Annotated in this window: 15 protein-coding genes; 13 read left to right on the top strand and 2 right to left on the bottom strand. The window is 74.1% G+C overall.

What is annotated here, in order from left to right; all coding sequences use genetic code 11:
* Positions 1–601, top strand: a 601-nt coding sequence (gene mmuM / locus Q6969_RS07450; protein WP_317229864.1) for a homocysteine S-methyltransferase, incomplete at its 5' end; no start/stop codon positions are given.
* 99 nt (positions 602–700) lie between these two features.
* Here mmuM and Q6969_RS07445 read toward each other — a convergent pair.
* The gene (locus Q6969_RS07445) at positions 701–1564 is read right to left on the bottom strand and encodes an NAD(P)H-binding protein (RefSeq protein WP_317229863.1); all 864 of its coding nucleotides are present in this window, start codon (positions 1562–1564) and stop codon (positions 701–703) included.
* Between the two features lie 104 nt (positions 1565–1668).
* On the opposite strand from Q6969_RS07445, the gene Q6969_RS07440 reads away from it, so the two are divergent.
* The 8 genes from Q6969_RS07440 (at position 1669) to Q6969_RS07405 (ending at position 8462) form a co-directional block, all read left to right on the top strand.
* Entirely contained in the window at positions 1669–2067 is a 399-nt protein-coding gene (locus Q6969_RS07440) for a winged helix-turn-helix transcriptional regulator (RefSeq protein ID WP_396335524.1), read from the top strand.
* 50 nt (positions 2068–2117) lie between these two features.
* Positions 2118–3407, top strand: a complete 1290-nt coding sequence (locus Q6969_RS07435; protein ID WP_317229862.1) for an MFS transporter — start codon at positions 2118–2120, stop codon at positions 3405–3407.
* 115 nt (positions 3408–3522) lie between these two features.
* Complete coding sequence (locus Q6969_RS07430) at positions 3523–4389, top strand: aldo/keto reductase family oxidoreductase (RefSeq protein WP_317229861.1); 867 nt, start codon at positions 3523–3525, stop codon at positions 4387–4389.
* 19 nt (positions 4390–4408) lie between these two features.
* Positions 4409–4777 (top strand): DUF202 domain-containing protein, encoded by a 369-nt coding sequence (locus Q6969_RS07425; protein ID WP_317229860.1) that lies wholly within the window; start codon positions 4409–4411, stop codon positions 4775–4777.
* Complete coding sequence (locus tag Q6969_RS07420) at positions 4774–5145, top strand: DUF202 domain-containing protein (RefSeq protein WP_317229859.1); 372 nt, start codon at positions 4774–4776, stop codon at positions 5143–5145. The genes Q6969_RS07425 and Q6969_RS07420 overlap by 4 nt, the downstream gene beginning before the upstream one ends.
* A gap of 122 nt (positions 5146–5267) precedes the next feature.
* Positions 5268–6566, top strand: a complete 1299-nt coding sequence (locus Q6969_RS07415) for a sugar ABC transporter substrate-binding protein (protein WP_317229858.1) — start codon at positions 5268–5270, stop codon at positions 6564–6566.
* A complete protein-coding gene (locus tag Q6969_RS07410) occupies positions 6566–7540 on the top strand; it encodes a sugar ABC transporter permease (RefSeq protein ID WP_317229857.1) in 975 nt (324 codons plus the stop codon). The genes Q6969_RS07415 and Q6969_RS07410 overlap by 1 nt, the downstream gene beginning before the upstream one ends.
* Positions 7541–7550: 10 nt before the next feature.
* On the top strand, positions 7551–8462 hold the full coding sequence (locus Q6969_RS07405; RefSeq protein ID WP_317229856.1) for a carbohydrate ABC transporter permease: 912 nt from the start codon (positions 7551–7553) through the stop codon (positions 8460–8462).
* A 50-nt stretch (positions 8463–8512) separates the two neighbouring features.
* Here the strand turns inward: Q6969_RS07405 and Q6969_RS07400 are convergent, their stop codons facing one another.
* Positions 8513–9265 (bottom strand): SDR family NAD(P)-dependent oxidoreductase, encoded by a 753-nt coding sequence (locus Q6969_RS07400; RefSeq protein ID WP_317229855.1) that lies wholly within the window; start codon positions 9263–9265, stop codon positions 8513–8515.
* Between the two features lie 192 nt (positions 9266–9457).
* Between Q6969_RS07400 and Q6969_RS07395 the strand changes: the two genes are divergently transcribed.
* From Q6969_RS07395 to Q6969_RS07380, 4 genes are all read left to right on the top strand, one after another.
* Positions 9458–11533, top strand: coding sequence for a PhoX family phosphatase (locus Q6969_RS07395; RefSeq protein ID WP_317229854.1), 2076 nt, complete (start codon positions 9458–9460; stop codon positions 11531–11533).
* 143 nt (positions 11534–11676) lie between these two features.
* The gene (locus tag Q6969_RS07390) at positions 11677–12009 is read left to right on the top strand and encodes a biopolymer transporter Tol (protein ID WP_317229853.1); all 333 of its coding nucleotides are present in this window, start codon (positions 11677–11679) and stop codon (positions 12007–12009) included.
* Positions 12010–12064: 55 nt separating this feature from the next.
* Positions 12065–12394 carry an MmcQ/YjbR family DNA-binding protein gene (locus tag Q6969_RS07385; RefSeq protein ID WP_317229852.1) on the top strand — a complete coding sequence of 110 codons (330 nt, stop codon included), beginning with the start codon at positions 12065–12067 and terminating at the stop codon, positions 12392–12394.
* 23 nt (positions 12395–12417) lie between these two features.
* Positions 12418–12926 (top strand): hypothetical protein (locus Q6969_RS07380; RefSeq protein WP_317229851.1); only part of this gene is annotated, 509 nt, incomplete at its 3' end.

The raw sequence follows: 12926 nt of genomic DNA, 5'->3' as shown, positions 1-12926 counted from the left end.
CGCGGGACGACCGCCCCGCGCCCCGCGCGACCGCTGGATCGCCGCGTCCGTGGGCCCCTACGGCGCCACGCTCGGCGACGGGTCGGAGTACCGCGGGTCCTCGGGCCTCACCCGCGACGAGCTGCGCCGCTGGCACGCCCCGCGGTTCGCCGTGCTCGCCGACGCGGGCGCCGACCTGCTCGCCTGCGAGACGATCCCGAGCCTCGACGAGGGCCGGGCGCTGGTGGACCTCGCGCGCGGCTCGGGCGCGCGGGTGTGGCTCGCGTTCACGGTCGCGGACGGGCGGCTGCGGTCCGGCCAGCCGATGCGCGAGGGGTTCGCGCTGGCGGAGGAGGCCGACGAGGTCGCGGCCGTCGGGATCAACTGCGCGCACCCGGACGAGGTGCCGGGCGCGATCGCCGCTGCCCGCGCGGTGACCGACCGGCCCGTGGTGGTCTATCCGAACTCCGGGGAGCGCTGGGACGCGGTCGCCCGCGGCTGGGGCGGCGACCCGGCCCTGCCGTCCGTCGACGCGTGGATCGCGGCGGGCGCGTCGCTGGTCGGCGGCTGCTGCCGGGTGGGGCCGGCCGAGGTGCGGCGCATGCGCGACGCGCTCGGCTGACGCCGCGCGACGACGGCCCGCCCCGAGGGAGGCGGGCCGTCGTCGCGTGCGGATCCGGCTCGGGTCCGGATCCGGCTCGGCTCGGGATCCGTCCGGGGCTCAGGCGCTCGCGACCGCCTGGCGCAGGCCCTCGGCGAGCGAGGTGGTGGGGCGGCCGAGGAGGCGGGCGAGGTCGCCCGTCTCGTCGTCGAGCTGACCCGCGGCCGTGGCGGCGTCGAGGCCCACCAGGAAGCCGATGGTGCCCTCGTCGAGGCCGGCGCCGCCGAGGATGCTCGCGTGCTCCTCCGACGAGACCCGCGACACGGGGACGGGCTGGCCGACGATGCCGGAGATCGCGGCGGCGAGGTCGTCCTGCGTCCAGCGCTCGTCGCCCGCGAGCTCGAGCGTCCGCCCGGCGAGCGAGTCGTCGAGGGCCGCGACGGCGATCCCCTCGGCGAAGTCGGCGATGGTGGCGCTCGCGACGATGCCGTCGCCCGCGCTCGTGAGGAGGCCCCCGGACTGCCGCACGGCGTCGACGGTGGCCGCGTAGTTCTCGGTGTACCAGCCGTTGCGGAGGAGCGTGACGGGCACGCCCGAGGCGGCGAGGACCTCCTCGGTGGCCTTGTGCTCGCCCGCGATGAACAGCTCGGTGGTGGTGGCGCGGAGGACGCTCGTGTAGAGGATCCGGCCGACGCCCGCGGCCTTCGCGGCCTCGATGACGGTGGTGTGCTGCGGGACGCGCTGGCCCACCTCGCTGCCGGAGACGAGCACGAGGGTGTCGCCGGGCTGGATGGCCGCGGTCACGCTGTCGGCGTCGGTGTACTCCAGGCGCGCGGTGCGCACGCCCTGGGTGGCGAGGTCCGCGAGGGCCTCGGGACGGCGCGCGGTGGCGAGCACGTCGGACGCGGCGGCGCCGCGGGCGAGGAGGGACGCGACGATGCGCGATCCGAGGCGGCCGGTGGCGGCGGTGACGACGATGGTCATGGGGTGCCTTTCGAGTCGTGGGAGGTGCGGTACGCCCGGGACAACCGGGTCGACGGCGAAGAGCTTCCCACAGGGAGGTACCCACTTTCAGGTAAGTTGGTCGCATGCACGACATGAGCTTCCGGGTGACCCGCGACCGGCCCGGCGTGACCGAGGGCCGCTACCCCGCGAACTGCCCGTCGCGGACCCTCCTCGACCACGTGACGAGCAAGTGGGGCGTCCTCGTCCTGCTCGCCCTCGGGCAGGGATCCCGCCGCTGGGGCGAGCTCCGCCGGGAGATCGAGGGCATCAGCGAGAAGATGCTCGCCTCGACCCTCCGCACGCTCGCCGACGACGGCTTCGTCATCCGCGACGCCCAGGCGACCATCCCGCCGCGCGTCGACTACCGGCTCACCGAGCTCGGCCACGAGGCGTCCGCGCGGCTCATCCCCCTCATGGACCTCGTGGCCGACATGGCCGAGCAGGCCGGCGAGCGGTCGTCGGAGGCCCCCGCGCGTCCCTAGGCTGGAGACCTGCATCGCCGCCGGGCGAGGCCAGAGAGAGATCACGCCCCATGCCCTCCCCGTCCGCGCCGACGCTGTCGCGCACGCCCGCTCCCACCCGAGACGTCCGCCGCGCGCGCGTCGCCGTCGGCATCCTGTTCTTCACCAACGGCGCGATCTTCGCGAACCTGCTGCCGCGCTACCCCGCGCTCAAGGCGGAGCTGGGGCTCGCCGACGTCGAGTTCGGGGCCGCCGTCGCCGCGTCGCCGCTCGGGGCCCTCATCGCGGGGCTCGCCGCGGGCGTCCTCATCCGCCGGTACCGGTCGGCGCGCGTCGCCGTGGCCGCCACGGTGCTGGCCTCCGTCGGGATCCTGCTGGCCGGCCTCGCCCCCGGGTGGCTGGTGCTCGCCGGCGCCCTGTTCCTCGCCGGCGCCATGGACTCCATCACCGACGTCGCGCAGAACTCGCACGCGCTGCGGGTGCAGCGGCTGTACGGGCGCTCGATCATCAACTCGTTCCACGCGGTCTGGTCCATCGGCGCGGTCACCGGCGGGATCATGGGCGCGGCCGCCGCGCAGGCGCGGCTGCCGATTCTCGTGCACCTCTCCCTCACCGCGGTCCTCTTCAGCGCGTTCGCCGTGGTGTCGCTCGCCTGGCTCCTCAAGGGCCCGGAGCCGGAGCCCGGCGAGGGCGGCGCGGCGCACGCGCACGCTCCCGCCGCGGATCCGGAGGACGGCGTCGTGCGCGCCGCCTCCCCGCGCGCGCTCGGCCTCGTGGCCCGGTACGGCGTGCTCCTCGCGCTCGTCATCATCGCCTCCGGCGGCGCGATCGTGGAGGACGCGGGCAGCACCTGGTCGGCCATCTACCTCTCGCGCGACCTCGAGGCCTCGGCCTTCGTCGCGGGCCTCGGCTTCATCTCCCTCCAGGGCATGCAGTTCATCGGGCGGATGCTCGGGGACCGCATGGTGGACCGCTTCGGCCAGCGCGCCATCGCCCGCCTCGGCGGCGTGCTCGTGCTCGTCGGGATGGGCGGCGCGCTCGCGTTCCCCAGCGTCGTCGGCACCATCGTCGGGTTCGGCGTCGCGGGCTTCGGCGTCGCGACCCTCATCCCGGCCGCCATGCAGGCCGCCGACGAGCTGCCCGGGTTCAAGCCCGGCACGGGGCTCACCATCGTCGGCTGGCTGCTGCGGGTCGGGTTCCTGGTGTCACCGCCGATCGTCGGCGCCATCGCGGACGCGTCGTCGCTGCGCCTCGGGCTCATCTTCATCCCGGCCGCCGGGCTCCTCGTGCTGGTCTTCTCGCGCGTGCTGGCGACCCGCCGCGCGCATCCGGCGGCGCAGGCCGCGCCTGGCGCCTCCTAGGCCGCCCGGCCGCGGGCCGCTCCGCGCGGATCCGCTCACGGGCTCCTGCGAGTGCGGCCGGCCGCGCGTCCGCCCGCGGGAGAGTGGGCGCACGCCCGCGACCCGAGAGGATCCCATGTCCACCGACCTGCCCGGAGGGCTCTTCCCCCTCGCCGACGACCTCACCGTCACGCGCTTCGGCTACGGCGCCATGCAGCTCGCCGGGCCGCACGTGTTCGGCCCGCCCGCCGATCCGGACGCCGCCCGCGCCGTGCTGCGCGAGGCCGTGGCGCTCGGGATCACCCACATCGACACGGCCGACTTCTACGGCCCCGGGCACACCAACGCCGTCATCGAGGAGGCGCTGTTCCCGTACCCGGAGCACCTGCACATCGTGACGAAGGTCGGTTCGCTCCGCGACGCGAAGGGCCGCTGGCCGCAGGCGCTCTCCGCGGACGAGCTCCGCCAGGCGGTCTACGACAACCTCACCCACCTGACGCTCGACGTGCTCGACGTCGTGAACCTCCGCGTGGGCGCGTTCGACAGCCCCACCGACGGGTCGATCGAGGAGCCGTTCACGGCGCTCGCGGAGCTGCAGCGGGAGGGGCTCGTCCGCCACCTGGGCGTGAGCAACGTGACGCCCGCGCAGGTGGCCGAGGCCCGCGCGATCGCGCCGATCGTGTCGGTGCAGAACCACTACAACCTGGCCCGCCGCGACGACGACGCGCTCATCGACGAGCTGGCCGCGGACGGCATCGCGTACGTGCCCTACTTCCCGCTCGGCGGGTTCTCGCCGCTGCAGTCGGAGACGCTGTCGCGGGTGGCCGCGTCGCTCGGATCCGCGCCGCTGCCGGTCGCGCTCGCGTGGCTGCTGCAGCGGTCCCCGAACGTGCTCGTCATCGCGGGCACGTCGTCCGTCGAGCACCTGCGGGAGAACGTGCAGGGCGCGCGGATCCGCCTGCCCGAGGACGCGCTCGCGGAGCTGGAGGGGATCGGCGGCTGATCCGCGGGAGGATGGCGGCATGACCGCGCCCGACCGCCGCTTCCCGCGCCGCGTCTACCGGGAGGGGACCGAGCCCGACGTGCGGTTCACGCTCGCCAACGAGCGGACGTTCCTCGCCTGGATCCGCACCTCGCTCGCCCTGCTGGCCGGCGGGGTCGCGCTCGAGGCGCTGGGGCTCGGGCTGCAGCCCGGGTTCCGGCTCGCGGCGTCGGTCGTGCTCATCGTCACCGGCATCGCGGCGCCCGCGCAGGCGTGGATCGGCTGGATGCGCACCGAGCGGGCCCTCCGCCGGGACCGCCCGCTGCCGTCGTCCGCCCTGTCGCTGCCGCTCGGGATCGCGGTGGCGGTCGCCGGGGTGCTCGTGCTGCTCGGGGTCCTCACGGCGTGAGCGGTCCCGACGCCGGGCGCCACGACAGGCCGTACGACCCCGGGCTCCAGCCCGAGCGCACGGCCCTCGCGTGGCGGCGCACCGCGCTCGCGCTCGTCGTCGGATCCCTGCTCGGGCTGCGCGCCCTCCCCGCGGTGCTCGGCGTGCCCGGCCTCGCGCTGGCGTTCGTCGGGGTGGCGCTCGCGCTGGGCGTGCTCGTCACCGCGCACCGGCGCTACCGGCGGGTGCCCCGGACCCTCCCGACGGAGGCCGCCGCCCCGGCCGCGCCGGCCGAGGCCGCGCTCCCCGACGGCGGGCTGCCCGCGCTCGTCGCCGCGCTCACGGCGGTCGCGGGGCTCGCCGCGCTGGCCGTCGCGCTCGTGCGCTGACGGGACAGCAGATCTGACGGGCGCATCCGAGGATCCACGATGCCCCCCGGCCGGGGTATCGAATGGCATGACACCGCATGGCGTCCGCCGCGCGCCCCTGCGCACCCCTCGGAAAGGCCCCCATGGAACTCGACCGCCGCCGCTTCCTCACCGCCACCGGAGCCGTCTCGCTGACCGCGCTCCTCGCGAGCTGCGCGGGCTTCAGCAAGCCCGCCACCTCCGCCGCGGCCGGCACGCTCGCCTTCACCACCTGGGGGACGGACTCCGAGCTCGCCGGCTTCCGCGACCAGATCGCCCGGTTCCAGGAGGCGAACCCGGGATCCACGGTGGAGCTGAACGCCGTGCCGTACGAGCAGATGTTCACCAACATCGACGCGCAGCTGCAGGCCGGCAACCCGCCGGACGTCTTCCGCGTGCCGTACTACACGTTCGGCAGCTACGCCGGGCGCGACCAGCTGCTCGACCTCTCCGACCACCTGTCCGCCGACTTCGGCGACCGCTTCACGCGGGGCGCGTGGGCGGCGGTGCAGAACGGCGACGCCCCCTTCGGCGTGCCGCACCACACCGACACCACGGCGATCCTCTACAACACGGCCCTCATGGACGCCGCCGGCGTCACCGACATCCCGACGACGCTCGAGGACGCCTGGACCTGGGAGGAGTTCGACGCCGTCGCCGCGCAGCTGCGCGCCGCACTCCCCGCCGACCAGTACCCGTTCGCGTACAACTGGCAGGGCAACGGCGTGACCCGCTGGCTCACCTGGCTGTTCGAGGCCGACGGCCGCTTCCTCACCGAGGACCTCGCGGACGCCGCCATCGACTCCGACGCGGCGCGGAAGGCCGTGGACTTCACCCGCTCGTTCTTCGAGAAGGGCTACGTGCCCGACAACGACACGATCAAGTCCTCCACCTACGCGCAGGACAGCTGGTACGCGCAGACCACGGCGATGGTGTTCTCGGGCGCGTTCTCCATCCCCGACGCCACCGACACCCTCGACTTCGAGTGGGGCGCGACCTTCGCCCCGCGGGACGTGCGCGCCGCCAGCGACTTCGGCGGCAACGCGCTGGTGGTCACGAAGGACGTGGCGGATCCCGCGCTGGCCGCCGCCTTCCTCGACTTCGTCACGCAGGAGGACGCCATGCGCGCGTTCTGCGAGGGCGCGTCGCTGCTGCCCACACGGCAGGACCTCATCGACTCCGGCATCGAGTTCGCGGTGCGCCCCGAGCTCGCGCCCGTCTACGTCGGCCAGGCGAGCACCGTGCAGGCGTCCGACTCGGGGCAGGTCGCCTCGCCGTCGATGTCGCGCATCATCACGGCGCTGCAGGACGAGCTGGAGAAGGCGTTCACGAGCGACGCGTCGACGGACGACGTGGTCGCCGCGCTCTCCGCGGGCATCGCGTCCGCCGTCCAGGCGGGCTGATGACCGCGGCACCCGGGGTGCGGACGGGCACCCCCGCCCGCACCCCGGGCACGACGCCCGCGGGTGCGGGGCGCGCGGACCGTCCGCCGCACCGCCGCCGCACGCGCTCGCGCGGCGAGGCGGCGGTCGCGTGGATGCTCCTCACGCCGAACCTCCTCCTGCTCGGCCTCTTCGTGCTCGTGCCGCTCGTGTGGGCGGTGTTCGTGAGCCTCCAGCGCACCGACGGCTTCGGCGGCGGCACCTTCACCGGGCTCGACAACTACCAGCGGCTCGTGTCCGACCCGGTCTTCTGGCGGTCCGCCGCCAACACGGTGCTCTTCACCGTGATCGTCACGCCGCTGTCGATGGGCCTCGGCCTCGGCGCCGCCGTGCTGCTCGACTCGGTGCTGCCGGCGCGCGGGCTGTTCCGCTCGATCCTCATCCTCCCCATGGCCATCTCGGGCGTCGCGACCGCGCTCATCGGCGTGCTCCTCTTCGACGAGAACAGCGGCCTCATCGACAAGCTCGTGCGCGCCGTGGGGCTGCCGGGCGTCCCGTGGCAGTCGGACGGCACGGCCGCGTTCGTCTCGATCGTGCTCATCACGCTGTGGTGGCGCGTCGGGTTCAACATGCTCATCTACCTGGCGGGGCTGCAGTCGGTCGACGCGGGCGTGTACGAGGCCGGCCGCCTCGACGGCGCGAACGGCTGGCAGCGCTTCCGGTACCTCACGGTGCCGCTCGTGGGGCCGTCGTCGTTCTTCCTGCTGATCCTCAACGTCATCTACTCGTTCCAGGTCTTCGACCTCGTCTTCGTGATGACCGGAGGCGGCCCCGGCAACGCCACCTCCGTCATCGTGACGTACGCCTACGACCAGGGGTTCGTCACCCGCGACCAGGGCTACGCGGCCGCCATCGGCGTCGTGCTGCTCCTCGTCATGCTCGCCTTCACCGTGGTGCGCTGGTACTCCAGCCGCTCCCGGGACCTCGTGGACTGAGAGCCGCCCCATGACCACCGCACCCGTCGCGCCCGTGGGCTCCGAGGTCCGCCCGGCCCGCACCGCGCCCCCCGACCGGCTGACCCGGCCGGGCGCCCGCCGCACCCGCGAGCGCCGCCTCGTCGCGCTGCGCGTCGTCGCCGCGAGCGTCGTCGCGCTCATCATCCTGTTCCCGCTGTACTGGATGGTCGTCGTCGCGTTCTCGACCCGCGCCGACCTCCTCGGCGGCGCGCTGCGCATCTTCCCGACGACGCTCACGCTGTCGAACTTCGAGCGCGTCCTCGACTCCTTCCCCGTGGCCACCTGGTTCGGGAACTCCACCGCCATCGCCCTCGTGGTCGCGCTCATCACCGTGAGCGTCAACGTGCTCGGCGGGTACGCGTTCGCGCGGCTGAGGTTCCGCGGCTCGAACGCGCTCTTCCTCGTGGCGCTCGCGACGCTGATGATCCCCGTGCAGGTCATCATGGTGCCGCTGTTCACCCTCGTCACCGGGCTCGACCTCTACGGCACGTACTGGGCCGTGATCCTGCCCACGGCGGCGAGCGCGTTCGGCCTGTTCCTCGCGCGGCAGTTCATCCTCGGCATCCCCACCGAGCTCATCGAGGCGGCGCGGATCGACGGCGCGAGCCACCTGCGGATCCTCCGCAGCATCGTGCTCCCGCTGTCGAAGCCGCTGCTCGCGGTGCTGTTCTTCATGAGCCTGCTGTCGACCTGGAACGACTTCTCCTGGCCGCTCATCGCGCTGAAGCAGAACGAGCTGTTCACGCTCCCCATCGGCCTGCTGTACCTGCAGGGCCAGTTCGGCTCCGACTACGGCGGCACGATGGCCTTCGCCCTGATCAACGTGACGCCGATGGTGGTGCTGTTCCTCGTCTTCCAGCGCTACTTCGTGCAGGGCTTCGCGCGCAGCGGGATCCGCTGACCGGAGCCGGTCCGGGGCCGGCACCCCACGAGCGGCGCCGGCCCGACGCGTCAGCGCGCCGAGTAGCCGCCGTCCACGAGGTGGTAGCTGCCCGAGATGAAGGACGCGTCGTCGCTGAGGAGGAACAGGACGAGCGCCGCGACCTCCTGGTCGGTGCCCAGGCGGCCGGTCGCGTGCTGGCTCTCCAGGTAGGCGAGGGCGTCCGGGGTGAGCGACGCGCGCACCAGCGGGGTGTCGATGAAGCCCGGGCCGACCGCGTTGGTGCGCACGCCGCGGGCCGTGTACTCGAGCGCCGCGACCTTCGTGAGGCCGACGAGGGCGTGCTTGCTGGCGACGTAGGCGGCGTTCTGGGCGAACCCCACCGACCCGAGCACCGAGCTCATGTTGACGACCGCGCCGCCGCCCGCCTCCACCATCGCGGGCAGCTGGTAGCGGAGGCCGTAGAAGACGCCGTCGAGGTCGACCGCGCGCGTGCGGTCCCAGGCGGCGATGTCGTACTCGCCGATGTCGGCGGCCGGGGCGCTGATGCCGGCGTTGTTCACGGCGAGGTGCAGCGCGCCGTAGGTCGCGACCGCGTGCGCGACGGCGGACTCGGAGTCCTCGGCCTTCGAGGTGTCCTGGCGGAACGCGGTGGCGGTGCCGCCCGCGGCCTCGATCTCGGCGACGACGCGCTCGGCCGCCTCCAGCTGGATGTCGGTGACGACGACCGACGCGCCCTCCGCGGCGAGCGCACGCGAGATGGCGGCGCCGATGCCGCTGCCGCCGCCGGTGACGAGCGCGGTCTTCGTGTCGAACCTGGCCATGGGAGTCCTCCTCGGATCGGGCGGCGCGGATCCGCGCCGCACCTCGACGGTACGCCCGCACGATCCGGACACCCCCGGTTCACCCGGCGTCCACCGTCACGTCGGAGGGCTGCCCGGGGGCGGCAATAGCTTGCGAGCGTGATGCGTCCGCCGGCACCCGGAGCAGACGCCCGAGATCGATGGAGACCCCACATGACCCTCACCCGTGAGACCCACCACCGGCTGCTGCCGATCCTGTCGCGCGATCCCCACGCCCGCGGCAAGCGCAGCACCGTCACCTGCCACCTCAAGTGCGACGACGCGTGCACGAAGCCCGTCCCCAACGTCAGCGACAACTCCTACTTCCGCGACATCGCGGGCCGCGCCCTCTCGCGCCGCACGCTGCTCGGCGGCGCCGGAGCCGGAGCCCTCGCGATCCTCGTGGCGCAGAACGCCGCGGCGCCCGGCGCCGAGGCCGCCGCCGCGCAGGCCGCGTCGAACCTGCCCTTCACGGCGATCACGCCCGTCGACGCATCGGTCGACCAGTTCACCGTGCCGACCGGCTACCGCTGGGCGCCGATCATCCGCTGGGGCGACCCGATCTTCAGCTACGCCGACGACTTCGACGCCGACAACCAGACCGCGCGCCTCGCCGCGCGCCAGTTCGGCTACAACAACGACTACCTCGACATCATCCCGATCAACTCGCGGAACAAGGAGGCGCTCCTCGTCGCCAACCACGAGTACACGAACGAGAACATCATGTTCCCGCCCGCGGCCGACGCCGCCGAGCTCGACGAGCAGCGCCGCATCGGCAAGGCCTCGCACGGAATGTCCGTCGTCGCGCTCCGCCGCACGACGGTCGGGCAGCCGTGGACGTACACGGTCGGCCACCACCGCAACCGCCGCATCACCGCGGACACTCCCTTCACCGTGACCGGGCCCGTCGCCGGATCCGCCGCGCTCCGCACGAAGGCCGACCCGAAGGGCACCACGATCCTCGGCACGCTCGGCAACTGCGCCGGCGGCACCACCCCCTGGGGCACCGTGCTCTCCGGCGAGGAGAACTTCAACGGCTACTTCCGCACCGCCGGCACCTCGGCGGCCGACAAGCGCTACGGCCTCGGCGACAAGGCCACGAGCCGCGGCTGGGAGTCCATCGACCCCCGCTTCGACGCCCGCACCCCCGGCTACGAGAACGAGCCGAACCGCTTCGGCTACATCGTCGAGGTCGACCCGTTCGAGCCCGGCGAGGCGCCCGTCAAGCACACCGCGCTCGGCCGCTTCAAGCACGAGGGCGCGAACGTCATCGCCGGGAAGAGCGGCCACGTCGCCGCCTACATGGGCGACGACGAGCGCTTCGACTACCTCTACAAGTTCGTCTCGCACGACACGATGGTCACCGGCACGACGCGCCAGGACCGCCGGAGGAACAAGCAGCTCCTCACGCGCGGCTCGCTCTACGTGGCCCGCTTCACGGGCGACTCGCCCGTCGCGGAGATCACCGGCACCGGCCAGCTGCCCTCCGACGGGCAGTTCGACGGCATCGGCGAGTGGATCGCGATCGCGGTCGACGGCGTCTGCCCCGTCCCCGGCTTCACCATCGAGGACGCGCTCATCCGCACCCGCCTCGTGGCGGACGCCGTGGGCGCGACCAAGATGGACCGCTGCGAGGACGTGCAGCCGAGCCCCGTCACGGGCAAGGTCTACGTCGCGTGCACCAACAACACCGACCGCGGCAAGGCCGGCAAGGAGGGCGCCACGGAGATGAACCCGCGGACCACCAACCGCGACGGCCACATCGTCGAGGTCGTCGAGGACGGCGGCGACCTCCGCTCGACCACCTTCACCTGGAACCTGCTCCTCGTCGCGGGCGACCCGGCGAAGAACGAGTCGACGTACTTCGCGGGCTTCCCGAAGGACAAGGTCTCGCCCATCAGCTGCCCGGACAACGTCGCGTTCGACTCCGCGGGCGACCTCTGGATCTCCACCGACGGCGCGCCGAGCACCATCGGCCTCAACGACGGCCTGTTCAAGGTCCCGCTGGAGGGCGCCGAGCGCGGCCACGTGCAGCAGTTCCTCTCCGTGCCCACCGAGGCGGAGACCTGCGGCCCGGTCGTGCACGACACCGAGGGCATGGTGTTCGTCGCGGTGCAGCACCCGGGCGAGGACGGCTCGTTCGCCGAGCAGCACTCGTTCTTCCCCGACTACGTGCCGGCCGGCGCCACCCCGCCGAAGGGCGCCTGGCGCGGACCGCGTCCGTCGGTCATCCAGGTGTGGCGGGGCTGATCCGCAGGACCGATCCGGTCGCCGACGGCGGCGGATCACGAGGGCCGGGGCGTGCGTGCGCCCCGGCCCTCGGGCGTCCGGGGCGCCGTGCGCTCCGGCGGGCTCGCGCGCGGCGCCGGGGGACGCGGGGCTAGCGTCGAGGGGTGACCGAGCCCCAGGATCCCGACGGCCCGACCGACGACGAGCGCTGGCTGGTCGTGGGCAGGCGGCGGTGGCCGCGCACGGATCCGTCGCTGCCGGCCGAGGTCGTGGAGGCGCTGACGTCGCACCTCGGACGCGGGCGCTCGGGCGTGGGCGCCGCGAAGCGCCGGGGCGACGACGACGCGGTCGCCGCCGCCCGCACGCGCGTCGGACTCGCGAAGCACGGCCTCGGTGAGCGCGGACCGCGCTGGTGGGACGAGCCCGAGCACGCGCGCCTCGAACGGGCGCACGCGGCGCTGCGGGAGCTCGACGCGCTCGACCGCCCCGCCGGCTGACGCCGGGCACGCCCGCCACCTGACGCCCGGCATGCCCGCGGCGCAGACTGGGCGCATGAGCACCGAGGCCGACGTCCGCGAGCTGGCGCTGTCCCTGCCGGGCGTCGAGGAGCGCACCGCCTACGGGACCCCCGCCTTCTACGCCGGACCGCGCATGATCGCCCGCCTGGTGGAGGAGCCCGGCGTGCTGCTGGTGTGGCGCGCCGACCTGGGCGAGCGCGAGGCGCTGCTGCAGGAGGATCCCGCCGCGTTCACGACGACCCCGCACTACGACGGCCACCCGAGCGTGCTCGTCCGGCTGGACCGCGTCCCCGCCGCACGGCTCGCCGAGCTGCTCCGGGAGGCGTGGGACGCCCGCGCGCCGCGGCGCCTCCACGACGGGTGACGCCCGCAGGCCAGGCTGGACCCATGCAGCTCTACTCCGCGCTCCCCCTCGTCCGCGCCCGACAGATCGCGGCCGACACGGCCGCCCTCGTCGGCGTCCTCGTCTCCGTGCTGGTGGGGATCGCGGTGGCGGCGCTCATCCGCCCGCTCGGCGACCTCGGCCGCAGCATGGAGAGCTCGGGCACGCAGCTGAGCGGATCCATGACCGACGCCGCCGACGCCCTCGGCCGGCTGCCGCTCGTGGGCGACGCCGCACGCGGGCCGTTCGAGGACGCGAGCGGCATCGGGTCGGGCCTCGTGCAGGCGGGCCGCGACCAGCAGGCGCTGGTGGGGACGGTCGCGCTCGTGGTCGGTATCCTCGTCGCGCTCGTGCCGATCGCGCTCATCGTGCGGCACTGGCTGCTCCGCCGGATCTCGTTCGTGCGGCGCGCGGCCGCGGCCCGCGCCCTCGCGGGGACGCCCGGGGGCACGGAGCTCCTGGCGCTGCGGGCGCTCTCCACCCGGAAGCCGGCGGCGCTGCTCGCGGCGCACCC

Source organism: Clavibacter sp. MX14-G9D (assembly GCF_032917815.1).
GTDB lineage: Bacteria > Actinomycetota > Actinomycetes > Actinomycetales > Microbacteriaceae > Clavibacter > Clavibacter michiganensis_K.
This window is presented reverse-complemented; position numbering and strand designations above follow the sequence as displayed.

Coding starts and splice junctions, on each gene's coding strand:
- Q6969_RS07445 (WP_317229863.1), bottom strand. CDS start 1,564: ATGACCATCGTCGTCACCGCCGCCACCGGCCGCCTCGGATCGCGCATC.
- Q6969_RS07440 (WP_396335524.1), top strand. CDS start 1,669: ATGCACGACATGAGCTTCCGGGTGACCCGCGACCGGCCCGGCGTGACC.
- Q6969_RS07435 (WP_317229862.1), top strand. CDS start 2,118: ATGCCCTCCCCGTCCGCGCCGACGCTGTCGCGCACGCCCGCTCCCACC.
- Q6969_RS07430 (WP_317229861.1), top strand. CDS start 3,523: ATGTCCACCGACCTGCCCGGAGGGCTCTTCCCCCTCGCCGACGACCTC.
- Q6969_RS07425 (WP_317229860.1), top strand. CDS start 4,409: ATGACCGCGCCCGACCGCCGCTTCCCGCGCCGCGTCTACCGGGAGGGG.
- Q6969_RS07415 (WP_317229858.1), top strand. CDS start 5,268: ATGGAACTCGACCGCCGCCGCTTCCTCACCGCCACCGGAGCCGTCTCG.
- Q6969_RS07410 (WP_317229857.1), top strand. CDS start 6,566: ATGACCGCGGCACCCGGGGTGCGGACGGGCACCCCCGCCCGCACCCCG.
- Q6969_RS07405 (WP_317229856.1), top strand. CDS start 7,551: ATGACCACCGCACCCGTCGCGCCCGTGGGCTCCGAGGTCCGCCCGGCC.
- Q6969_RS07400 (WP_317229855.1), bottom strand. CDS start 9,265: ATGGCCAGGTTCGACACGAAGACCGCGCTCGTCACCGGCGGCGGCAGC.
- Q6969_RS07395 (WP_317229854.1), top strand. CDS start 9,458: ATGACCCTCACCCGTGAGACCCACCACCGGCTGCTGCCGATCCTGTCG.
- Q6969_RS07385 (WP_317229852.1), top strand. CDS start 12,065: ATGAGCACCGAGGCCGACGTCCGCGAGCTGGCGCTGTCCCTGCCGGGC.